2 protein-coding genes are annotated in these 25,173 nt (G+C 75.9%); both read left to right on the forward strand.

The window, feature by feature from the left end; all coding sequences use genetic code 11:
- The first annotated feature begins 19 nt into the window (after window positions 1–19).
- Complete coding sequence (locus OG989_RS19950) at window positions 20–14,146, forward strand: type I polyketide synthase (protein WP_327028049.1); 14,127 nt, start codon at window positions 20–22, stop codon at window positions 14,144–14,146.
- A gap of 47 nt (window positions 14,147–14,193) precedes the next feature.
- Entirely contained in the window at window positions 14,194–25,140 is a 10,947-nt protein-coding gene (locus OG989_RS19955) for a type I polyketide synthase (protein ID WP_327028050.1), read from the forward strand.
- The last annotated feature ends 33 nt before the right edge of the window (window positions 25,141–25,173 follow it).

The following is a 25,173-nucleotide window of genomic DNA, read 5'->3' on the forward strand; positions in this document are numbered from 1 at the left end:
CGAGTGAGGTAGGTCCACGGTGAGCAACGAGGACGAGAAGTACGTCGAGTACCTGAAGCGTACGACCTCGGAGCTGCGGCGTACCCGGCGGCGGCTGCGCGAGCTGGAGACCCGGGACTCCGAGCCCATCGCCATCGTCGCGATGAGCTGCCGCTACCCGGGCGGGGTCGACAGTCCCGAGGCGCTGTGGCAGCTCGTGCACGACGGCGGCGACGGGATCGGGCCGTTCCCCGCCGACCGGGGCTGGGACCTGGAGAACCTCTTCCACCCCGACCCCGACCACCCGGGCACCAGCTACGTGCGCGAGGGCGGCTTCGTCTACGCCGCCGCCGACTTCGACGCCGACCTGTTCGGCATCTCGCCCCGCGAGGCAGTCGCCATGGACCCGCAGCAGCGGCTGCTGCTGGAGACCTCCTGGGAGGCGTTCGAGCGGGCCGGGCTGCCGCTGCCGGCCGTACGGGGCAGCCGTACCGGCGTCTTCGTCGGGGCGTCCTCGCACGGCTACGACGGCATGATGGCGCAGGCCGAGAACGGCGAGGGGCACCTGCTCACCGGCAACGCCACAAGCGTCATCTCCGGCCGCGTCGCGTACACCCTCGGGCTGGAGGGCCCGGCGGTCACCGTCGACACCGCCTGCTCGTCCTCGCTGGTCGCCGTCCACCTGGCCGCCCAGGCACTGCGCAACGGCGACTGCGAGCTGGCCCTGGCCGGCGGCGTGACGGTGATGCCCACCCCGGCGGTCTTCGTCGGCTTCAGCCGGCAGCGCGGCCTCGCCGCCGACGGCCGATGCAAGGCGTTCGCCGCCGGCGCGGATGGCACCTCGTGGTCCGAGGGCATCGGCATGCTGCTGCTCACCCGGCTCTCCGACGCGCAGCGGCACGGCTACCCGGTGCTGGCCGTGGTGCGGGGCAGCGCCGTCAACCAGGACGGCGCGTCCAACGGTCTCAGCGCCCCGCACGGCCCGTCCCAGGTCCGCGTGATCCGCCAGGCCCTCGCCAACGCCCGGCTCACGCCCGAGCAGGTCGACGTGGTCGAGGCGCACGGCACCGGCACCCGGCTCGGCGACCCGATCGAGGCGCAGGCCCTGCTCAGTACGTACGGGCAGGACCGGGACGAGGCCGCGCCGCTGCTGCTCGGGTCGGTCAAGTCGAACATCGGGCACACCCAGGCCGCCGCCGGTGTCGCCGGCGTGATCAAGATGGTGATGGCGATGCGGCACGGCGTGGTGCCGCCGACCCTGCACGTCGACGAGCCGTCCCCGCACATCGACTGGACCGCCGGGGCGGTCACCCTCGCCACCGCCGCCACGCCCTGGCCGGCCGTGGACCGGCCGCGCCGGGCCGCCGTGTCGTCGTTCGGCGTCTCCGGCACCAACGCGCACACCATCATCGAGCAGGCCCCGGCTCCCGCCGAGACCGAGACCGAAATTGAGCCGAGGGTCCCGGCGGCCCGCACCGTGGCCCCCGTGCTGCTCTCCGCCCGCTCCGACGCCGCGCTCGCCGCGCAGGCCGGCCGCTGGGCCACCCGCTTCGCCGCCGACGACACCCTGCGCCCGCTCGACGTGGCCTTCTCGTCGGTCACCTCCCGCTCCACCCTGGACCGGCGCGCCGTGCTGTCGGCGACCGACCGCGACGACCTCCTGGCCGGGCTGCGCGCCCTCGCCGCCGGGGAACCGGCCGGCACCGTCGTGCTCGGCGCCGGGTCGCCGCGCGGCCAGCTCGCGGTGCTCTTCTCCGGCCAGGGCGCGCAGCGCGCCGGCATGGGCCGGGAGCTGTACGCCGAGTTCCCCGTCTTCGCCGCAGCCCTCGACGAGGTGTGCGGGTACCTGGACCGGGCCCTGCCGCGCCCGCTGCGCGAGGTGCTCTTCGCCGCCGAGGGCTCGGCCGACGCCGAGCTGCTGGACCGGACCGTGTTCACGCAGGCCGGCCTGTTCGCCGTCGAGGTGGCGCTGTTCCGCCTCGTCGAGTCGTTCGGCATCGCCCCCGACCTGGTCGCCGGCCACTCGATCGGCGAGGTCACGGCCGCGCACGTGGCCGGGGTGCTGTCGCTGGAGCACGCCTGCGCGCTGGTGGCGGCGCGGGGCCGGCTGATGCAGGCGCTGCCCACGGGCGGCGGGATGCTCGCCGTCGCGGCCACCGAGGCCGACGTCCTCGCCACGCTCGACGGCCTGGCCGACGTGGGGATCGCGGCGGTGAACGGGCCGACGTCGGTCGTGGTCTCCGGTGCCGTCGAGGCCCTGGACGAGGTGGAGCGCGTCTGGAAGGACCGGGGCGTACGCACGCGCCGGCTCACGGTCAGCCACGCGTTCCACAGCCCGCTGATGGAGCCGATGCTCGCCAGGTTCCGCGCGGTGCTCGACAAGCTCACCTTCGCCGCGCCGGCGCTGCCGGTGGTGTCGAACGTGACCGGGGCGCTCGCCGACGCCGACGAGATCCGCACCGCCGACTACTGGGTGCGCCACGTGCGGGAGGCCGTCCGCTTCGCCGACGGAATCGCCGCGCTGCGTGCCGCCGGGGCGGACACGTTCCTGGAGGTCGGGCCGCGCAGCGTACTGACCGCGATGGTCGGCGACGCCCTGCCGGACGGGGACGGCGTGCTCGCCGTGCCGGCGCAGCGCGGGGACCGGCCCGAGGCCCACGGGCTGCTGGCCGGGCTGGCCGAGCTGCACGTGCGCGGGGTGGCCGTGGACTGGCAGCCGTGGTTCGCCGACACCGGCGCGTGGCGGGTGGACCTGCCCACGTACGCGTTCCAGCACCAGCGCTACTGGCCCGAGATCGGCGGCACCGCCGGAGCGACCGCGCCGACCGACACGGCCGAGGGGGACTTCTGGGCGGCCGTGGAGCGCGGCGACCTGACCGGGGTCGCCGCCCACCTGGCCGTGCAGGACGACCCCGCGGCGGTCGAGGCCCTCGCCCCGGCCGTACCGGTGCTCTCGTCGTGGCGACGGGCCCGGCAGCGCGACGCCGTGGTGGACGGCTGGACGTACCGGGTCGAGTGGGAGCCTGTCCGCCCCGCCGCCGCGCCGGCGCTGACCGGCCGCTGGCTGGTCGTCACCGCCGACGCCGACGACGCCGGGGTGGCCGGCACGCTGACCGGCGCCGGCGCCCACGTCGACACCCTCACCGTCGCCCTCGGCGCCGACCGCGCCGAGCTGACCGGGCTGCTGCGCGGCCACGGCGACCAGGGCTGGGCCGGGGTGCTCTGCGTGCTGCCCGCGACCGACCGGGCGCTGCCGGATGCCCCGGCCGTCTCCGTCGGCGCCGCGCTGCTGCTCACCCTCACCCAGGCGCTCGCCGACGCCGGCCTGCCCGGCCGGCTCTGGTGCCTCACCCGGGGCGCCGTCCGCGTCGGCGGCGAGACCGTCGCCGACCCGTGGCCCGCCCTGGCCTGGGGCCTGGGCCGGGTCGTCGCCCTCGAACAGCCGGACCGCTGGGGCGGCCTGGTCGACCTGCCCGCCCGCGTCGACCGGACCGCCGCCGACGCGCTGCTCGCCGTCCTCGCCGACGCCGGGCACGACCAGGTGGCGATCCGCCCGCAGGGCATCCTCGGCCGGCGGCTGGTGCCGGCCGCGCCTCCCGCCGGGTCGGGTTGGCGGCCCGCCGGGACGGTGCTGGTGACCGGTGGTACGGGTGCCCTGGGTCGGCACGTGGCGCGCTGGTTGCTGGCCAACGGGGCCGCCGAGGTGGTGCTGGCCTCGCGGCGGGGTCCGGCGGCGCCGGGCGCGGCCGAGCTGGTGGCCGAGCTGGGTGCGGTGCGGGTGGTGGCGTGCGACGTCACCGACCGGGCGGCGGTCGACGCTCTCGTGGCGGACCTGCCCGGGCTGACCGCCGTGGTGCACACCGCCGGCGTGGTCGACGACGGCGTCCTCGACGGGCTCGACCTGGGCCGGATGCAGGCCGTCCTCGACGGCAAGGTCCGCGCCGCCCGCGTGCTGCACGAGGCCACCGCCCACCGCGACCTCGACGCGTTCGTGCTCTTCTCCTCCCTCGCCGGGGTCATCGGCAGCGCCGGACAGGGCAACTACGCGGCGGCCAACGCCTACCTCGACGCGTTCGCGGCCTGGCGACGCGACCAGGGCCTGCCCGCCACCGCCATCGCCTGGGGCGCCTGGGCCGAGGACGGCATGGCCGCGGCGCTGACCGCCCGGCTCGCCCGGGGCGGCGTCGACGCGCTCCCCGTCGCCGAGGCCGTCACCGCCCTCGGCCGGCTGGTCAACACCGCCGAGCCGGCCGTCACCGTCGCCGACGTCGACTGGGGACGCCTCGCCGCCTCCTGGGGCCGCCCGACGCCACTGATCGCCGCCCTGCCCGGGGTGCCCGCCGTGCCCACCGGTCCGGCCCGCGCCGTGGTGGTCGGCCGGTCCCTGCCGCAGCTCGCCGACCTCGTGCGCACCCAGGCCGCCGTCGTGCTCGGCTACCCGGCCGGCCAGCCGCTGCCCGAGCGCACCTTCCGCGACCTCGGCTTCGACTCGCTCACCGCCGTCGAGCTGCGCAACCGGCTCACCGCCGAGACCGGCATGACGCTGCCCGCCACGCTGGTCTTCGACCACCCCACGGTCGCCGAACTCGCCGCGCACCTGCACGGCCTCACCGCCGGGCACACCACCGGCGAGGTGGTCGCCGACGGCACGGGCCGCGACCGCGAGCCGATCGCCATCGTCGCGATGAGCTGCCGCTTCCCCGGCGGGGTCACCTCGCCCGAGCAGCTCTGGGACCTGCTGGCCACCGGCACCGACGCGTTGAGCCTGATGCCCGGCGAGCGCGGCTGGAACCTCGCCGAGCTGTACCACCCCGACCCCGAGCACCTCGGCACCAGCTACGTCCGGGAGGGCGGCTTCGTCGCCGGGGCCGGCGAGTTCGACCCGGCGTTCTTCGGCATCAGCCCCCGCGAGGCCCTCGCCATGGACCCGCAGCAGCGGCTGCTGCTGGAGGCCACCTGGGAGGCGTTCGAGCGGGCCCGGATCGACCCGACCGCGCTGCGCGGCAGCCGCACCGGCGTGTACGTCGGCACCAACGGCCAGGACTACGGCTCGCTGCTGATGGCCGCCGGGGACGTCGACGAGAACTACCTCGCCACCGGCACCTCCGCCAGCGTCATCTCCGGCCGGCTGGCGTACACCTTCGGGCTGCACGGCCCGGCGGTCACCGTCGACACCGCCTGCTCGTCGTCGCTGGTCGCGATGCACCTGGCCGCGCAGGCCCTCCGCACGGGCGAGTGCGACCTCGCCCTGGCCGGCGGCGCCACCGTGATGGCCACCCCCGGCATCTTCGTCGGCTTCTCCCGCCAGCGCGGCCTCGCCGCCGACGGCCGGTGCAAGCCGTTCGCCGGGGCCGCCGACGGCACCGGCTGGGGCGAGGGCGTCGGCCTGCTGGTGCTCCAGCGCCTCTCCGACGCGCGCCGCGACGGCAACCCGGTCCTCGCCGTGCTGCGCGGCAGCGCCGTCAACCAGGACGGCGCCTCCAACGGCCTCACCGCCCCCAACGGCCCCGCCCAACAGCGGGTGATCCGGCAGGCCCTCGCCAACGCCGGGCTCACCGCCGACCAGGTGGACGCCGTCGAGGCGCACGGCACCGGCACCACCCTCGGCGACCCGATCGAGGCGCAGGCGCTCATCGCCACCTACGGGCAGGACCGCCCCGCCGACCGGCCGCTCTGGCTCGGCTCGATCAAGTCGAACATCGGGCACACCCAGGCCGCCGCCGGCGTCGCCGGGGTGATGAAGATGGTCCTGGCCATGCGGCACGGGGTGCTGCCGCCCACCCTGCACGTGGACGAGCCCACCCCGCACGTCGACTGGAGCGCCGGCAGCGTCGAGCTGCTCACCTCCGCCCGCCCATGGGAGCCGGCCGACGGCGTACGCCGCGCCGCCGTCTCCTCGTTCGGCATCAGCGGCACCAACGTGCACACCATCCTCGAACAGGCCCCCGCCGACGAGCCCGAGTCCGAGCCGGCGGCCGACGCGCCGACCGGGGAGCTGCCCTGGGTGCTCTCCGGGCGCACCGTCGACGCCCTCACCGCCCGCACCCGGGACCTGCTCGACCACCTCGACACCGTCGACGACGAGGTGCTCGCCGACGTCGGCTGGTCGCTGGCCGCCACCCGCGCCGCCCACGACCACCGGGCCGTCGTCTTCGCCGCCGACCGCGACGACCTGGCCGCGTCCCTCGACGCGCTCGCCGCCGGCCGGCCCACCCCGCAGACCGTCACCCGCGCCCCCGGCACGCCGGGCGAGGTCGCCTTCGTCTTCCCGGGCCAGGGCTCCCAGTGGGTCGGGATGGCCGCCGAACTGCTCGACACCGCCCCGGTCTTCGCGGAGAAGTTCGCCGCCTGCGCCGAGGCGCTGCGCCCGTACGTCGACTGGTCGCCGACCGACGTGGTGCGCGGCGCGCCCGACGCCCCGTCGCTGGAGCGCGTCGACGTCGTGCAGCCCACCCTGTTCGCGGTCAGCGTCTCGCTCGCCGCGCTCTGGGAGTCGTACGGGGTGCGCCCCTCCGCCGTCGTCGGCCACTCGCAGGGCGAGATCGCCGCCGCGCACGTCGCCGGCGGCCTCACCCTGGACGACGCGGCGGCCGTGGTGGCCCTGCGCAGCCGGATCATCGCCGGCATCGCCGGGGACGGCGGCATGGTCTCGGTCGCCACCACCGCCGACGAGGCCACCGCGACGATCACCCGCTGGGCCGGCCGGGTCGCCCTGGCCGCCGTCAACGGACCCACCTCCGTCGTGGTCTCCGGCGACAGCGCCGCACTCGACGAGCTGGTCGCCCACTACGAGTCCCGCGAGGTGCGGGTGCGCCGCGTCCCCGTGGACTACGCCTCCCACTCCGCCCACGTCGAGCAGCTGCGCGAGCAGCTCCTGGAACTGCTCGCCGGGCTGCGGCCCCGCACCGGCGAGGTCCGGTTCCGCTCCACCGTCGAGGGGGACTGGCTCGACACCGCCGCCCTCGACGCCGACTACTGGTACCGCAACCTGCGGCAGACCGTCTGCTTCGACGACGCGGTGCGCAGCCTCGTCGCCGCCGGCTACCAGACCTTCGTCGAGGTCAGCGCCCACCCGGTGCTGACCATGGCCGTGCAGGAGAGCGTCGAGCTGGCCGCCGCCGACCCGGACGCGGTCACCGTCACCGGCAGCCTGCGCCGGGGCGAGGGCGGCCTCGGCCGCTTCCTGCGCGCCCTGGCCGAGGTCTGGGCCGGGGGTACGGCGGTGGACTGGCGGCCCGCCTTCACCGGCCTCGCCGGCCGCCGCCTCGACCTGCCCACGTACCCGTTCCAGCGGCAGCTCTACTGGCCGCAGCCGTCCGCCGCGCCCGCCCCGGCCGCCGGCGTCGCCGGCCCGGTGCAGGACGACGAGGTCGACGCCCGGTTCTGGGCGGCCGTCGAGGCGGAGGACCTGACCGCGCTCACCGCCGAACTTGCCGCCGCGACCGACTCGGAGCCTGTGCCGGACGCCGCGTTCGCGGACGTGCTGCCGGTCCTCGCCGCCTGGCGTCGCCGGCACCGCGACCAGGCCACCGTGGACTCCTGGCGGTACCGGGACAGCTGGACACCCGTCGCCCCCGACGCCGCGGGCGAGCCCGCCGTCACCGGCACCTGGTGGCTGCTCACCGGCCCCGACGACACTGGCGCTGCCGAGGCCGCCTTCTGCGCCGAGGCGTTGCGGCGGCACGGCGGCACCGTCGTACCGCTGGCGCTGGACGCCGACCGCACGGACCGCGCGGCGCTCGCCGTCCGGCTGCGCGACCTCGCCGACTGCGGCACGCCCGCCGGGATCCTGTCGCTGCTGCCGCTCGACGAGACGCCCGCCCCGGCGCACCCGTCGGTGCCGGTCGGCTTCGCCGGCACCGTGACCCTGGTGCAGGCGCTCGGCGACGCCGGCGTCCGCGCGCCGCTGTGGTGCCTCACCCGGGGTGCCGTCGCCACCGGCCCGGCCGACCCGCTGCCGCACCCGCTCCAGCAGCTCACCTGGGGCTTCGGCCGGGTCGCCGCACTCGAGCACCCGGACCGCTGGGGCGGCCTCGTCGACCTTCCCGACGAGCTCGACGACGCGGCCGGCCGCCGGCTGGTCCGCGTCCTCGCCGGCGCCGACGGGGAGGACCAGGTCGCGCTGCGGTGGGCCGGCGCCTTCGGCCGGCGACTGCTGCACGCCCCGCTCGGCGACGCCCCCGCCCCGCGCACCTGGCGGCCCTCCGGCACCGCCCTGGTCACCGGCGGCACCGGCGCGCTCGGCGGACACATGGCCCGCTGGCTCGCCGCCAACGGCGCGGCGCACCTGGTGCTGGTCAGCCGGCGCGGCCGGCAGGCCGAGGGCATCGCCGACCTCGAGGCCGAGCTGGTCGGACTGGGCGCCCGGGTCACCGTCGCCGCCTGCGACGCCGCCGACCGGTCGGCGCTCGCCGCCGTCCTCGCCGACCTGCCGCCCGAGCACCCGCTGACCACCGTCGTGCACACCGCCGCCGTGCTCGACGACTCGGTGATCAACTCGCTGACCCTGGAGCAGGTCGACTACGCGCTGAGCGCGAAGGTCACCACCGCGCTGAACCTGCACGAGCTGACCCGCGAGCTGGACCTCGACGCGTTCATCCTGTTCTCCTCGATGGCCGGCACCGTCGGCAGCTCCGGCGTGGGCAACTACGCCCCCGGCAACGCGTTCCTCAACGCCCTCGCCGAGCACCGGCGGGCCCTCGGCCTGCCCGCCACCTCCATCGGCTGGGGCGCCTGGGGCGGCGGCGGCATGGCCGACGGCGAGTTCGGCCAGATGCTGCACCGCCACGGCGCACCCGAGATGCCCCCGCGCCTCGCCGTCGCGGCCCTGCACCAGGCCGTGGAGCACGACGAGACCTTCCTGACCATCTCGAACATCGCCTGGGACCGGTTCTTCGTCGCGTTCACCGCCACCCGGCCCGGTCCGCTGATCTCGGAGATCCCCGAGGCGCAGCGGTTGCAGGCCACCAAGGGCCTCGCCGAGACGAAGGATACCGACGAGGCCGGCCCCGCCGGCGCGTTCACCCGGATGAGCGCCGCCGAGCGCCAGCAGGCGCTGCTCGACCTGGTCCGCGACCAGGCGGCCATGGTCCTCAAGTACGCCGACGGCCAGGCCGTCGACCCGCACCACGCGTTTCGGGACCTCGGCTTCGACTCGGTGACGGCGGTGGAGCTGCGCAACCGGCTCGCCACCGCCACCTCGCTGCGGCTGCCGGTGACCCTGGTCTTCGACTACCCGTCGCCGACCGCGCTCGCCCGGCACCTGCACGAGGAGCTGGGCGGCGAGGCCGCCGTGGCCGTCGAGGCCGCCCCGGTGACGCTCGGCGACGACGAGCCGGTGGCCATCGTCGCCATGTCCTGCCGCTTCCCCGGCGGGGCGCACGACCCGGAGCGGTTCTGGCAGATGCTGCACGCCGGCCGTGACGCCGTGTCCGACCTACCCGGCGATCGGGGTTGGGACGTCGAGCGGCTCTACGACCCCGACCCCTATTCCACCGGCACCTCCTACGTCCGCAGCGGCGCCTTCCTCTACGAGGCGGCGGAGTTTGATGCCGGTTTCTTCGGGATTTCCCCCCGCGAGGCGTTGGCGATGGATCCGCAGCAGCGGTTGCTGCTGGAGGTTTCGTGGGAGGCGGTCGAGCGGGCAGGGGTTGAGCCTGGGGTCCTTCGGGGTTCGCGAACAGGGGTGTTCGTGGGCACGAATGGTCAGGACTATGGGGCCCTGCTGATGGTGGCGGGGGACGAGGTGGAGGGCTTCGCGGGCACGGGCAACGCCGCGAGTGTGGTGTCGGGTCGGGTGGCGTACGCGTTGGGGTTGGAGGGGCCGGCGGTGTCGGTGGACACGGCGTGTTCGTCGTCGTTGGTGGCGTTGCACCTGGCGGTGCAGTCGCTGCGGCGCGGCGAGTGCGACCTCGCCCTCGCCGGCGGCGTGACCGTGATGTCGACCCCCGGGCTGTTCGTGGAGTTCTCCCGGCAGCGTGGCCTGGCCGCCGACGGCCGGTGCAAGGCGTTCGCCGCGGGCGCCGACGGCACCGGCTGGGGCGAGGGCGTGGGCATGCTGCTGGTCGAGCGCCTGTCGGACGCCCGGCGCAACGGCCACGAGGTGCTGGCGATCGTGCGGGGCAGCGCCGTCAACCAGGACGGTGCCTCCAACGGTCTGACCGCCCCGAACGGCCCCTCCCAGCAGCGGGTGATCCGGCAGGCCCTCGCGTCGGCGCGGCTCTCCACGGCCGACGTGGACGTGGTCGAGGCGCACGGCACCGGCACGACGCTCGGCGACCCGATCGAGGCGCAGGCCCTGCTGGCCACGTACGGGCAGGAGCGCGACGCGCCGCTGCTGCTGGGGTCGGTCAAGTCGAACATCGGCCACACCCAGGCCGCCGCCGGCGTCGCCGGCGTGATCAAGATGGTGCTGGCGATGCGCGAGGGCGTGGTCCCCGCGACGCTGCACGTGGACGAGCCGTCCCCGCACATCGACTGGAACTCCGGCGCCGTCGAGCTGGCGATCGAGTCGCGGCCGTGGCCGGCCGTAAACCGGGCGCGCCGGTCGGCGGTGTCCTCGTTCGGCATCTCCGGCACGAACGCCCACGTCATCATCGAACTGCCCGAGGACCTCCCCGCCGAGAGCGCGGAGCCCGACGGCGAGGCCGCCGAGGGGCGCAGCCCGGGGCTCGTGGCCTCCGACGTCGTCGTCTGGACGGTGTCGGGGCGGTCGAAGGGCGCGCTGGCCGGTCAGGCCGCCCGCCTGGCCCAGCACGTCCGCGCGCACGCCGACCTCGACGCGGCGGCGGTGGGCTGGTCCCTCGCCGCCACCCGGTCGACGTTCGACCACCGGGCCGCCGTCGTCGGGGCCACCGTGGCCGAGCTGCTGGCCGGGCTCGACGCCCTGTCCGCCGGCGCGCCGGCCGGGAACCTCGTCACGGGTACGGCCTCCGGAACCGGTGCGGTGTTCGTGTTCCCGGGTCAGGGTGCGCAGTCGGCGCGGATGGCGGCCGGTCTGGTGGGTCGTACGCCGGTGTTCGACGCGAAGTTGGCCGAGTGCCAGCGGGCCCTCGCCCCGTATCTCGATGTCGATCTCGTGTCGGTCTTGACCGGTGACGACGAGTCGTGGCTGGAGCGGGTCGAGGTCGTGCAGCCGGTGCTGTGGGCCGTGGGTATGGCCCTCGCCGCCGTGTGGCAGCACGCCGGTGTGGTTCCGGCTGCGGTGGTCGGTCACTCGCAGGGCGAGATCGGTGCCGCGTGCGTGGCCGGGATCCTCAGCCTGGACGACGCGGCGAAGGCCGTGGCGCTGCGCTCCCGGGCGCTGACGGTCCTGCGGGGCACCGGCACCATGGCCTCGGTCGACCTCTCCGCCGAGGCGGTCGCCGAGCGGCTGCCGGCGTTCCCGGGTGTCGGGGTGGCGGCGGTGAACGGCCCGTCCACGGTCGTGGTCTCGGGTCCGCCGCAGCCGGTCGCCGACCTGGTGGAGTCGTGCCAGGCCGAAGGTGTGCGGGCCCGGTTGATCCCGGTGGACTACGCGTCGCACTCGGCGGCGGTGCAGGAGGTCGCCGAGCAGTTGCGCGCCGATCTGGCCGACGTGACTCCGCGACAGGGCCACGTCCGACTCGTCTCCACGCTCACCGGGAACTGGGTCGACCCGTCCTCGATGACGGCGGACTACTGGTACGACAACCTGCGGCAGACCGTCCAGTTCGAGGCCGCCGTGCGGGTGGCCGTCGAGGCGGGTCACACGACGTTCGTGGAGATCAGCCCGCATCCGGTGCTGACGATGCCGGTGACGGCGATCCTGGACGACGCGGGCGCGACCGGGCACACCCTGGGCAGCCTGCGCCGCGGTGACGACGACGCGACGCGGTTGCTGACGAACCTGGCCACCGCCCACACGATCGGCCTGCCGGTCGACCTGGGCACGGTCCTCGCCGGGACCGACGTCGTGGCGCTGCCCACGTACGCCTTCGACCGGAGCCGCTTCTGGCCGACCGCGGTGACCGGGCAGGGCGACACCGAGGAGACCCCGAGCGGCGTCGACTCCGCGTTCTGGGCGGCCGTGGAACGCGAGGACCTGGCCGCGCTCGCGGAACTCACCGAGCAGGAGGCGGCGGAGTCCCTGGAACGGCTGGGCGCCGCCCTGCCGGTGCTCGCCTCCTGGCGGCGGCAGCAGCGCAACCGGTCCAGCCTCGACGACCTGCGGTACCGCAGCGTCTGGCAGCCGTACACCGGGACGCCGGTCAGCTTCCTGCCCGGCGCCTGGTGGGTCGTCGCCGACGAGCGGCACCCGGAGGAGGGCGAGGCCGCGGTGGTCGAGCTGACCCGCCGGGGCGCCGACGTCCGACTGGTGCTCGTGCCGGAGAACCTGACCGACCGGGCCGCCCTCACCGCGCACCTGAGCGGTGCCGTCCGCACCCCCGACGGCGTACCGGCTCCGGTGGACGGGGTGCTGTCGCTGCTCGCCCTCGCCGACGGCGCGGTCGACGACACCCAGCCGGTGCCGCCCTTCCTCGCCCGCTCGCTGGCGCTGATCCAGACGCTCGGGGACCTCGATGTCGCCGCGCCGCTGTGGTGCGTCACCCGGGGCGCCGCCGGCACCACCCGCAGCGGCGCGCCCGGCCGGCCGGAGCAGTCGCTGCTCTGGGGCCTCGGCCGGGTCGTGGCCCTCGAACACCCCGAGCGGTGGGGCGGCCTGGTCGACGTGCCGGCCACCCTGGACGACCACGGCTGGGACCTGCTCTGCGCCGCGCTCGCCGGCCTCGACGGCGAGGACCAGCTCGCGGTCGACGGCGCCACCATCCTCGTCCGCCGGCTGGTGCGGGCACCCGGCGGTGAGGCGGCCACCGACGAGGCCGGCTACCCGGGCACGACCCTGGTCACCGGCGGCACCGGCGCGCTCGGCGCGGAGGTGGCCCGCTGGCTGGCCGCCCGGGGCGCCGAGCACCTGATGCTGGTGAGCCGCCGCGGCGCGGACGCCCCCGGCGTCGCCGAACTCGTCCGCGAGCTGACCGGGGCGGGCACCCGGGTGACCGTCGCGGCCTGCGACGTGGCCGACCGGGCGGCGCTGGCGAAGCTGCTCGACGAGGTACCCGCCGACGCGCCGCTGACCAGCGTGGTGCACGCGGCCGGCGTGCTGGAGGACGGGGTGCTCGACGGGCTCACCGCCGACCGCCTCGCCACCGTCCTGCGGCCCAAGGTGCTCGGCGCCCTGCACCTGCACGAGCTGACCGTCGGGCGGGAACTGCGCGCGTTCGTGCTGTTCTCCGCGCTGGCCGGTCAGCTCGGCGCCGCCGGTCAGGGCAGCTACGCCGCGGCCAACGCCTACCTCGACGCCCTCGCCGAGCAGCGGCACCGGCAGGGCCTGCCGGCCACGTCGGTCGCCTGGGGCCCCTGGGCGGCCGGCGGGATGGCCGCCACCGACCAGGCCGTGGAGGAGCGCCGCCGCCGCACCGGCGTGGCCCGCCTCGACACGGAAGCCGCGCTCACGGCGCTCGCGCAGTGCGTCGCGCGGGGCGAGCCGGCGACGATGGTGGCCGGCATCGACTGGGCCCGCTACGTGCCCGGGTTCGTGGCCGTGCGGCCCAGCCCGCTCATCGCGGGCGTGGCCGAGGCGCGCCGGGCCGTCGCCGAGCGGGCCGAGGACACCGGCGTCTCCGCGGAGTCCCTGGCCGCCCTGCTCGCCGGGCAGACCGACGCCGAACGACGCAAGACCCTGCTGGAGCTGGTACGCGGGCAGGCCGCCGCGGTGCTCGGCCACGCCTCGATGGACGCCGTCGAGCCGGACCGGGCGTTCCGGGAACTCGGCTTCGACTCGCTGACCGCCGTGGAGCTGCGCAACCGGCTCACCGCGGCGACCGGCGTCCGGCTGCCCGCCACGGTCGTCTTCGACTACCCGACCGCCGCAGGGCTGGCCGAGTACGTGCGGGCCGCGATCGTCGACGGCGGCGTGGTCGGGGTCGCACCGGTCTTCGGTGAGCTGGACAGGTTGGAAGCGGCGCTCTCCGGCTCGGCGCCGGACCGCAGCGCCAGAATTCGGATCACCGAGCGGCTGCGGGCGCTGCTGGCCTCCCTCAACGAGGCCGACGCGCCGGCGGACGGCGACACCGTCGCCGAGAAGCTCCAGGACGCGACGCCGGACGAGGTCTTCGACTTCATCGACCGCGAGCTGGGGATGTCCTGACGTGATCGCTGCTGCGACGACGGGTCAACACAAGGAGTGCGCGGTCCATGGCTGACGAGGCGAAGCTTCTCGACTACCTCAAGCGGGTCACCGCTGACCTGCACCAGGTGCGCCAGCGCCTGCGCGAGGTGGAGGCCGGTGAACAGGAACCGGTCGCCATCGTCTCCATGAGCTGCCGCTTCCCCGGCGGGGTGCGGTCGCCCGAGGACCTGTGGGAGGTCGTCGCGTCCGGCCGGGACGTCGTCTCCGACTTCCCGGAGGACCGCGGCTGGGACCTCGGGTCGCTCTACGACAGCGACCCCGAGCAGAGCGGCACCTCGTACACGCGGCAGGGCGGCTTCGTCCACGACCTGGCCGACTTCGACCCGGGCTTCTTCGCGATCTCCCCCCGGGAGGCGCTGGCGATGGACCCGCAGCAGCGCTGGCTGCTGGAGACCTCGTGGGAGGCCCTGGAGCGGGCCGGCATCGACCCGCACTCGCTGCGCGGCAGCCGCACCGGTGTCTTCGCCGGCAGCACCGGCCAGGACTACGGCACCGTGCTGATGGGCGCCGCGCAGGGCCTCGAAGGGCACCTGATGACCGGCAACGCCGGCAGCGTGGTCTCCGGCCGGATCGCCTACACCTTCGGGCTGGAGGGGCCGGCGGTCACCATCGACACCGCCTGCTCGTCGTCCCTGGTCGCCCTGCACCTGGCGGGGCAGGCGCTGCGGCAGCGGGAGTGCACCCTGGCCATCGTCGCCGGGGTCACCGCCATGTGCACCCCGGCCGCCTTCGTCGAGTTCTCCCGGCAGCGCGGTCTCGCCGCCGACGGCCGGTGCAAGGCGTTCGCCGCCGCCGCCGACGGGACCGGCTGGTCCGAGGGCGTCGGCGTCCTGGTGCTGGAGCGGCTGTCGGACGCGCAGCGCAACGGCCACCCGATCCTCGCCGTGGTGCGGGGCAGCGCGGTGAACCAGGACGGCGCCTCCAACGGCCTGAGTGCCCCGAACGGGCCGTCGCAGCAGCGGGTGATCCAGCAGGCCCTGGCCAACGCCGGTCTCGCCGCCGGCGGCGTGGACGTGGTGGAGGCGCACGGCACCGGCACCCGGCTCGGCGACCCCATCGAGGCGCAGGCGCTGCTCGCCACGTACGGGCAGGACCGGGGGGACTCGGCGCCGCTGCTGCTCGGGTCGGTCAAGTCGAACATCGGTCACGCCCAGGCCGCCGCCGGTGTCGCCGGTGTGATCAAGATGGTCATGGCGATGCGGCACGGCGTCGTGCCGCCCACCCTGCACGTGGACGAGCCGACGCCCGAGGTCGACTGGTCGGCCGGCGAGGTGTCGCTGGTGACCGAGGCGACGCCGTGGCCGGCGGCGGGCCGCCCGCGCCGCTCGGCGGTCTCCTCGTTCGGGGTGTCCGGCACCAACGCGCACACCATCCTGGAGCAGGCCCCGGCGCCCCAGCAGTCCCCGTCGGCCGCCGCCGCGCCTGTGGTCGAGCGGCCGGTCGTGCCGGTGCCGGTGTCGGCCCGGGACGCGGCCGGCCTCGCCGCGCAGGCGGGCCGCTGGGCGGCCCGGATCGCCGCCGACGAGACCCTGCGGCCCCTGGACGTGGCGTTCTCGTCGGTCACCTCCCGCTCCACCCTGGACCACCGGGCCGTGGTCTCCGCGACGGGCCGCGACGACCTGCTGGCCGGGCTGCGCGCCCTCGCCGCCGGGGAGCCGTCGGGCGCGGTCGTCACGGGTCAGGCCGGCGGCCGGGGAACGCTGGCGGTGCTCTTCTCCGGCCAGGGCGCGCAGCGCGCCGGCATGGGCCGGGAGTTGTACGCCGAGTTCCCGGTCTTCGCCGCCGCGCTGGACGAGGTGTGCGCGCAGCTCGACCCGCTGCTGCCGCGCCCGCTGAAGGACGTGCTGTTCGCTCCGGAGGGTTCCGCCGAGGCGGAGCTGCTGGACCAGACCGTGTTCACCCAGGCCGGGCTGTTCGCGGTCGAGGTGGCGCTGTTCCGGCTCGTCGGCTCGTACGGCGTGGTGCCGGACTTCGTGGGCGGCCACTCGATCGGCGAGGTCGCCGCCGCGCACGTGGCCGGGGTGCTGTCCCTGGCGGACGCGGCGGCGCTGGTGGCGGCGCGGGGCCGGCTGATGCAGGCGCTGCCCACGGGCGGCGGGATGCTCGCCGTCGCGGCGGCCGAGGCCGACGTGCTCGCCACGCTCGACGGCCTAGCCGACGTGGGAGTAGCGGCCGTGAACGGGCCGACCTCGGTGGTCGTCTCCGGCGCCGTCGAGGCCCTCGACGAGGTGGAGCGGCTCTGGAAGGACCGAGGCGCACGCACGCGTCGGCTCACGGTCAGCCATGCGTTCCACAGTCCGCTGATGGAGCCGATGCTCGCCGAGTTCCGGGCCGTCCTGGCCGGGCTGACCTTCGCCGCGCCGACGTTGCCGATCGTGTCGAACGTGACCGGGGCGCTCGCCGACGCCGACGAGATCCGCACCGCCGACTACTGGGTGCGCCACGTCCGGCAGGCCGTCCGCTACGCCGACGGGGTCACCGCGCTGCGCGCCGCCGGGGCGGACACGTTCCTGGAGATCGGGCCGCAGAGCGTACTGACCGCGATGGCGGCGGACATCCTGCCCGGCGACGACGGCGTGCTGGCCGTCGCCGTGCAGCGCAAGGACCGGCCCGCCGTGCACGGGCTGCTGGCCGGGCTGGCCGAGCTGCACGCGCACGGGGTGGCCGTCGACTGGCAGCCGTGGTTCGCCGACACCGGCGCCCGGCGGGTGGACCTGCCCACGTACGCGTTCCAGCACCAGCGCTACTGGCCCGAGGCGGGCGCCGGGTGGACCGGCGACGTCACCGCGTTCGGCCTGCGGCCCGCGCAACACCCCCTGCTCGGGGCCGCCGTCGGCGTCGCGCACGCCGAGGGCTTCCTGTTCACCGGGCGGCTGGCCCGGCGTACCCACCCGTGGATCTCCGACCACGTCGTCTTCGACACCGTGCTGCTGCCCGGCACCGGCTTCGTCGAACTCGCCCTCCAGGCCGGCGCGCACGTCGGCGCCGACCACGTCCGCGAACTCACCCTGGAATCGCCGCTGATCCTGCCGGAGACCGGGGGCGTCGACATCCAGCTCTGGATCGGCCCGGCGGACGAGACCGGCTGCCGGTCCGTGTCGCTGCACTCCGCCCAGGACGGCGAGCCGGACGAGGGCGAGCGGGCCTGGACCCGCAACGCCAGCGGAGTGTTGGCCAGCGGCCCGGCCGTGCCGAGCGGCCCCGCCGGCTGGTCCGACCTGACCACCTGGCCCCCGCCGGGCGCGACCGAGGTCGGCACCGACGACCTCTACCTGAACCTCGCCGCCCAGGGCTACGACTACGGCCCGTCGTTCATCGCCCTGCGCTCCGCCTGGCGGCGCGGCGACGACCTCTTCGCCGAGCTGGCGCTGCCCGAGGCCCCCGCGGCGGAGGCCGGCGGGTACGGCCTGCACCCGGCCCTGCTCGACGCGGCGCTGCACACCCTCGGCCTGACCACGCCGGCCGGGGAGCCGTCCGGGGCGGACATGCCCCCGGGGTACGGCCGGCTGCCGTTCTCCTGGAACGACGTCGCCCTGCACGGCGCCGGGGCCGCGGCGGCCCGCGTCCGGGTCTCGCACACCGGCCCCGACAGCATCTCGCTGCTGCTCACCGACGTCACCGGCGCGCCCGTCATCTCCGTCGGCTCCCTGGTCCTGCGGCCGGTCTCCGCCGACCAGCTCCGCACCGCCGGGGGCGGCGGCGCCGAGTCGCTGTTCAGGGTCGAGTGGGCCCCGCTCGCGCTGCCCGCCGGCCCGTCCACCGTCGACTGGGCGGTCATCGGCGACGCGGCGGCGCTCACCGACGCGGTCGCCGCCACCGGTACGACCGTGGCGGCGTACGCCGACCTGTCCGCCCTGGCCACGGCGATGGACGACGGGACGGGCGCGCCCGGCGTGCTGGTCGTGCCGTTCCTCGACCCGCCCGCGTCGGCGGACGTGCCCGGGGCCGTCGCCGAGGTGACCCACCGGGCGCTCGCCGTGCTCCAGCAGTTCCTCGCCGAGGAGCGCTACGCGGACTCCCGGCTGGTGGTGCTGACCTCGGGCGCGGTCGCCAACGAATGGGACACCGACCTGACCGACCTGGCCGGCGCCGCCGTGATCGGCCTGCTCCGCTCCGCCCAGTCGGAGAACCCCGACCGGTTCGTGCTGGTCGACGTCGACGACATCGCCGGCTGCGCCGCCGCGCTCGTCCCGGCCGTCGCCACCGACGAGCCGCAGGTCGTGATCCGCGCGGGCGTCGCCGCCGGCGCCCGGCTCACCCGGGTCCCCGCCCCGAGCGAGCCGCCGGCCGCCCCGTTCGACGGGAACGGCACCGTCCTGATCACCGGCGCCACCGGCACCCTCGGCCAGCTCATGAGCCGGCACCTGGTGGACACGTACGGCGTCCGGCACCTGATCCTCACCAGCCGGCGCGGCCGCGCCGCCGGGGGCGTCGCGGAGCTCTGCGCCGAGTTGGAGTCGCTCGGCGTGAGCGTCACCGTCGCCGCCTGCGACGTCGCCGACCGCGCCGCCGTGGCCGAGCTGCTGGCCGGCATCCCGGCGGAGCACCCGCTCACCGCCGTCATCCACGCCGCCGGCGTCCGCGACGACGGCGTCATCTCCTCGCTCACCCCCGAGCGGATGGACGGCGTGCTGCGGCCCAAGGTCGACGCCGCGTGGCACCTGCACGAGCTGACCGCCGACCTCGATCTGAAGGCGTTCGTCTCGTACTCCTCGCTCGCCGCCACCGCAGGCGGCCCGGGCCAGGGCAACTACGCCGCCGCCAACGCGTTCCTCGACGGGCTGGCCCAGCACCGCAAGGCGCGCGGCCTCGCCGCCCTCACCCTCGCCTGGGGCCTCTGGGCCGACCGCAGCGGCATGACCACCGAGCTGGACGACGTCCACCTCAACCGGATCTCCCGCTCCGGCGTCGCCGCCATGGAGGCCGAGGAGGGGCTCGCCCTCTTCGACGCGGCCTGCCGCACCACCGACGCCGCGCTCGTCCCGGCCCGGCTGGACCTCGCCGCGATGAAGGTGCAGTTCGCCGGCGGGAGCATCCCGCCGCTGTACCGGGCGCTGATCCGCATGCCCGCCCGCGCCGCCGCGGCCACCACCGGCGCCTCGCTGGTGCAGCAGCTCGCCGGGCTCGGCGACGCCGAGCGGGCCGCCGCGCTGGTCGAGATCGTCCGCGGCCAGGCCGCCGCCGTGCTCGGCTACCCCGACCCGGCGGCCATCGAGCCGCGCCGGGCGTTCAGCGAGTTCGGCTTCGACTCGCTCACCGCCGTCGAGATGCGCAACCGGCTCAACAACGCCTTCGGGATGCGGCTGCCGGCCACCCTCGTCTTCGACTACCCGACCCCGCACGACCTGGCAGCCTTCCTGGGTACGGAGATCGCCGGCACCCCGGTCCCCGTGCGACCCACGACGACCGCCGTGCCGGTCGGCGACGACGAGCCCCTCGCGATCATCGGCATGGCCTGCCGGCTGCCCGGCGGCGTGTGGTCGCCCGACGACCTGTGGCGGCTGGTGGTCGACGGCGTCGACGCGATCAGCGACCTGCCGACCGACCGGGGCTGGGACCTCGACAGCCTCTACAGCCCCGACCCCGACGCCCCCGGCACCTTCTACGCCCGCGGCGGCGGCTTCCTCAGCGGCGTCGACCGCTTCGACCCCGGCTTCTTCGGCATCTCGCCCCGCGAGGCCCTGGCCATGGACCCGCAGCAGCGGCTGCTGCTGGAGACCACCTGGGAGTCCTTCGAGTCCGCCGGCATCGATCCGACCGACGTACGGGGCAGCAGCACCGGCGTCTTCGTCGGCACCAGCGGCCAGGACTACGGCTCGCTGCTCGCGTACTCGCCGGAGGCCGCCGAGGGCTACATGCTGACCGGGATGACCAGCAGCGTCATCTCCGGGCGGGTGGCGTACACGTTCGGGCTGGAAGGGCCGGCGGTGTCGCTGGACACCGCCTGCTCGTCCTCCCTCGTCGCGCTGCACTGGGCCGGTCAGGCGCTGCGGCGCGGTGAGTGCGACATGGCCCTCGCCGGCGGCGTCATGGTGATGGCCACCCCGACCGCGTTCGTCGAGTTCTCCCGGCAGCGCGGCCTCGCCGCCGACGGCCGGTGCAAGTCCTTCGCCGCGTCCGCCGACGGCACCGGTTGGTCCGAGGGCGTCGGCATGCTGCTCGTGCAGCGGCTCTCCGACGCCCGCCGGCAGGGCCGCACCGTGTACGCGGTGGTGCGCGGCTCCGCGATCAACCAGGACGGCGCCTCCAACGGGCTGACCGCCCCGAACGGCCCCTCGCAGCAGCGGGTGATCCGCCAGGCCCTCGCGTCGGCCCGCCTGACGACCGCCGACGTGGACGTGGTCGAGGCGCACGGCACGGGCACGACCCTCGGTGACCCGATCGAGGCGCAGGCCCTGCTCGCCACGTACGGGCGGGAGCGGCCCGCCGACCGGCCGCTGCTGCTCGGCTCGATCAAGTCGAACATCGGCCACGCCCAGGCCGCCGCCGGTGTCGCCGGCGTGATCAAGATGGTGCAGGCCATCCGGCACGGCCTCGTCCCGGCGACGCTGCACGTGGACGAGCCGTCCCCGCACATCGACTGGACCTCCGGCGCGGTGGAGCTGGCGACGGAGTCGCGGCCGTGGCCGGCGGTGGACCGGCCGCGCCGGGCGGCGGTGTCCTCGTTCGGCATCTCCGGCACCAACGCCCACGTGATCATCGAGCAGGCCGACGAGCCGCAGGCCGTGGCTCCGGCCGAGCCCGGACCCGGGCTCGTGACCTCCGACGCGGTGCTGTGGTCGCTGTCGGGGCGGTCGAAGGCCGCACTGGCGGGCCAGGCTGCCCGCCTGGCGGAGTACGTGCGTGAGCGCGGCGAGGTCGATGCGGCGGCGGTGGGCTGGTCCCTCGCCGCCACCCGGTCGGTGTTCGACCAGCGGGCCGCCGTCGTCGGGTCGAGCCTGGAGGAGCTGCTGGCGGGGCTGGACGCGCTGGCGTCGGGGGCGCCGGCTGGCAACGTCGTCGCCGGCACCGCCACGCCCCACGGTGCGGGTCCGGTGTTCGTGTTCCCGGGTCAGGGCGCGCAGTCGGCGCGGATGGCGGCCGGTCTCGTCGGTCGTACGCCGGTGTTCGACGCGCGGCTGGCGGAGTGCCAGCGGGCCCTCGCCCCGTATCTCGATGTCGATCTCGTGTCGGTGCTCACCGGTGAGGACGAGTCGTGGCTGGCGCGGGTCGAGGTCGTGCAGCCGGTGCTGTGGGCTGTCGGCATGGCGCTCGCCGCCGTGTGGCAGCACGCCGGGGTGGCCCCGGCGGCGGTGGTCGGTCACTCGCAGGGCGAGATCGGCGCGGCCTGCGTGGCCGGCATCCTCAGCATCGAGGACGCGGCGAAGGCCGTGGCGCTGCGCTCGCGGGCGCTGACGGTGCTGCGGGGCACGGGGACGATGGCGTCGGTGGACCTGTCGGCAGAGGCGGTGGCCGAGCGGCTGCCGGCGTTCCCGGGCGTCGGGGTGGCGGCGGTCAACGGCCCGTCCACCGTCGTGGTCTCCGGTCCGCCGCAGCCGGTCGCCGACCTGGTCGAGGCGTGCCAGGCCGAAGGTGTGCGCGCCCGACTGATCCCCGTGGACTACGCGTCGCATTCGGCGGCGGTGCAGGAGGTCGCCGAGCGGTTGCGCGCAGACCTCGCCGACGTGACCCCGCAGGCCGGCCACACCCGGCTGGTGTCGACGCTGACGGGGGACTGGGTGGACCCGGCGTCGATGACCGCGGACTACTGGTACGACAACCTGCGGCAGACCGTCCAGTTCGACGCCGCCGTCCGCGTCGCGGTCGCCGCCGGGCACACCACGTTCGTCGAGATCTCCCCGCATCCGGTGCTGACGATGCCGGTGACGGCGATCCTGGACGACGCCGGCGCGAGCGGGCACACCCTGGGCAGCCTGCGTCGCGGTGACGACGACGCGACGCGGCTGCTGACGAACCTCGCCACCGCCCACACGATCGGCCTGCCCGTCGACCTGGGCACGGTCCTCGCCGGGACCGACGTCGTGGCGCTGCCCACGTACGCCTTCGACCACCAGCGGTACTGGGTCGAGCCGCCGCTGCACCGGGCGCAGGACGTCAGCTCCGCCGGCCTCCAGGACGCCGGACACCCGCTGCTCAGCGCCACGCTGACCTTCCCCGACAGCGAGCGGATGGTCTTCACCGGGCGGCTGTCGGTGCGTACCCACCCGTGGCTCGGCGAGCACCGGGTGATGGACAACATCCTGCTGCCCGGCACCGCCTTCGTCGAGCTGGCCACGTACGCCGGTGAGCAGGCCGGCTGCCCGACGGTGGAGGAGCTGACCCTGCTCGCCCCGCTCGTCCTGCCCGAACTCGGCGCGCTCCAGGTGCAGCTGATGGTCGGCGACCGGGACGACGACGGGCGGCGCACCGTCCAGCTCTACTCCCGGCCCTACCGGGACGGCTCCGACGAGATCCTGGCCGACGTCGCCTGGACCTGCCACGCCACCGGCCTGCTCGGTCCGCAGCCGGGCGACGCCGCGCCCGCCTTCGACCTGGGGGTGTGGCCGCCGCCCGGCGCGACGCGCGTCGAGGCCGACGACTTCTACTCCGGCATCGAGGCGACCGTCTTCGGGTACGGCCCGGCGTTCCGTGGCCTGCGCGCCGCGTGGACCCGCGACGACGAGGTCTTCGCCGAGGTCGAACTGCCCGCCGACCACCACGCCGAGGCCGGCCGCTTCGGGGTGCACCCGGCACTGCTGGACGGCGCGTTGCAGGCCATGTCGATCGGCGGCTTCCTCGGCCGGATGGGCGACGGCGCCGACGCCACCGTGCCCCGCCTGCCGTTCGCCTGGACCGGGGTGTCCCTGCTCGCCGCCGGGGCCACCGCCCTGCGCGTACGCGTCGCCGCCGCCGGCGAGGTCGGCGTCTCCTTCCAGGTGGCCGACGCCACCGGCGCCCCGGTGCTGCACGTCGACTCGCTGATCATGCGCCGGGTCTCCGGCGACTCGCTCGGCGCGGCCCGCTCCGGCCGGCACGAGTCGCTGTTCCAGGTGGACTGGCCGGCGCTGCCGGTGCCCACCGGCCCCGTGCCGGCCGCCACCCGCTGGGTGGCACTCGGCGACGACCTGGCGCTCAGCGCCGCCTGCGAGGCGGCCGGCGCCCGGGTGCGTACCGACGTCGGCCTCGACTCGCTGGGCGACCTGCTCGCCGGGGGTGAGCCGGCGCCCGAGGCGGTGATCGTGCCGATCGGCGACGCCGGGGACCCGACGGACCCGGCGCTGGCCGGGCAGGCGCGGGCCACCACGCACCGTACCCTCGCCGCGTTGCGGACCTGGCTCGCCGACGACCGGTTCGCCGAGTCCCGGCTGGTGCTGGTCACCCGCGACGCGGTCGCGGCGGGCGAGCAGCAGGTGGTCAACCTGCGCCAGGCCCCGGTCTGGGGTCTGCTGCGCACCGCCCAGCTCGAACACCCGGGCCGGTGCCAGCTCGTCGACCTCGACGACACCCCGGACAGCGCCACCGCGCTGGCCGCCGCGATCGCCTCCGGCGAGCCGCAGCTCGCCGTGCGGGCCGGGCAGGTGCGCACGCCACGGCTCGGGCGGGTCCCGGCCGGCGTGGAGCCGCTGCCCGGCGGGATCGACCCGGACGGCACCGTGCTGATCACCGGCGGCACGGGCGTGCTGGGCCGCATCCTGGCCCGCCACCTCGCCACCACCCACGGCGTGCGGCACCTGCTGCTGGCCGGGCGGCGCGGCGCGGCGGCCGAGGGGATCGACGACCTCGTCACCGAACTCGCCGGCGCCGGTACGGAGGTGACCGTCGCGGCCTGCGACGCCGCCGACCCCGACGCCCTGTCGGCACTGCTGGCCGGGGTGCCCGCCGCGCACCCGCTCACCGCCGTGGTGCACGCCGCCGGTGTCCTCGACGACGGCGTGCTGGAGTCGATGACGCCCGAACGGGTGGACGCGGTCGCCGTGCCGAAGATCGACGCGGCGTGGCACCTGCACCGCCTCACGGCCGACGCGAACCTCGCGGCCTTCGTCCTCTTCTCCTCGGCGGCGGCCACCCTGGGCAGCGCCGGCCAGTCCAACTACGCCGCGTCGAACGCCTTCCTCGACGCCCTCGCGGCGCACCGCCGGGCCCGCGGGCTCGCCGGCATCTCGCTCGCGTGGGGCCTCTGGGAGCAGGCCAGCGGCATGACCGGCCACCTCGGCGACGACGACGTGCGGCGGATGGCCGAGCAGGGCGCCGCCGGCCTCGCCACCGAGCAGGCGCTGAACCTCTTCGACGCCGCCTGGCGGCTCGACGCGGCGGCCGTCGTGCCGATGCGCCTGGACGTCGGGACGCTGCGCGGGCAGGCCGAGGCCGGCACCCTCGCGCCGATGCTCCGGGCCCTGGTCCGGGTGCCGCTGCGGCGCTCCGTCGACGCCACCGGCGCCCGCTCCGGCGGGGTGCAGCTCAGCCAGCGGCTCGCCGGCCTGGCCGGCCCGGAGCGGCTCAAGGTGGTGCTCGACGTGGTACGGGCGAACATCGCCGCCGTCCTCGGCCACGCCGGCGCCGACGCCGTCGACCCGAACCGGCTCTTCACCGACCTGGGCTTCGACTCGCTCACCGCCGTCGACCTGCGCAACCGGCTCAACGGCCTGTCCGGGCTGCGGCTGCCGGCGACGCTGGTCTTCGACTACCCGACGCCGACCGCGCTCGCCGAGAAGCTGACCAGCGAGATCGCCGCCGACGCGGCGCCCTCCACGCAGCCCCTCTTCCAGGGCATCGACACGGTGGAGAGCCTGCTCAACGCCATCCCGCTCGACCCGGCGGCCCGGGCCCGCTTCACCGCCCGGATGCAGGACCTGCTCGCCAAGGCGTCCGACCTGGCGGCCGGACCCGCCGCCGAACCGGACCGGCCCGACCTCGACTCGGCCAGCGACGACGAGATCTTCGACTTCATCAGCAAAGAGTTTGGAATCTCCTGAGATGACCAACCTTCCAATCGAGGCAGGTGCCCC

The organism is Micromonospora sp. NBC_01740, from assembly GCF_035920365.1.
GTDB classification, from domain to species: Bacteria; Actinomycetota; Actinomycetes; order Mycobacteriales; family Micromonosporaceae; genus Micromonospora; species Micromonospora reichwaldensis.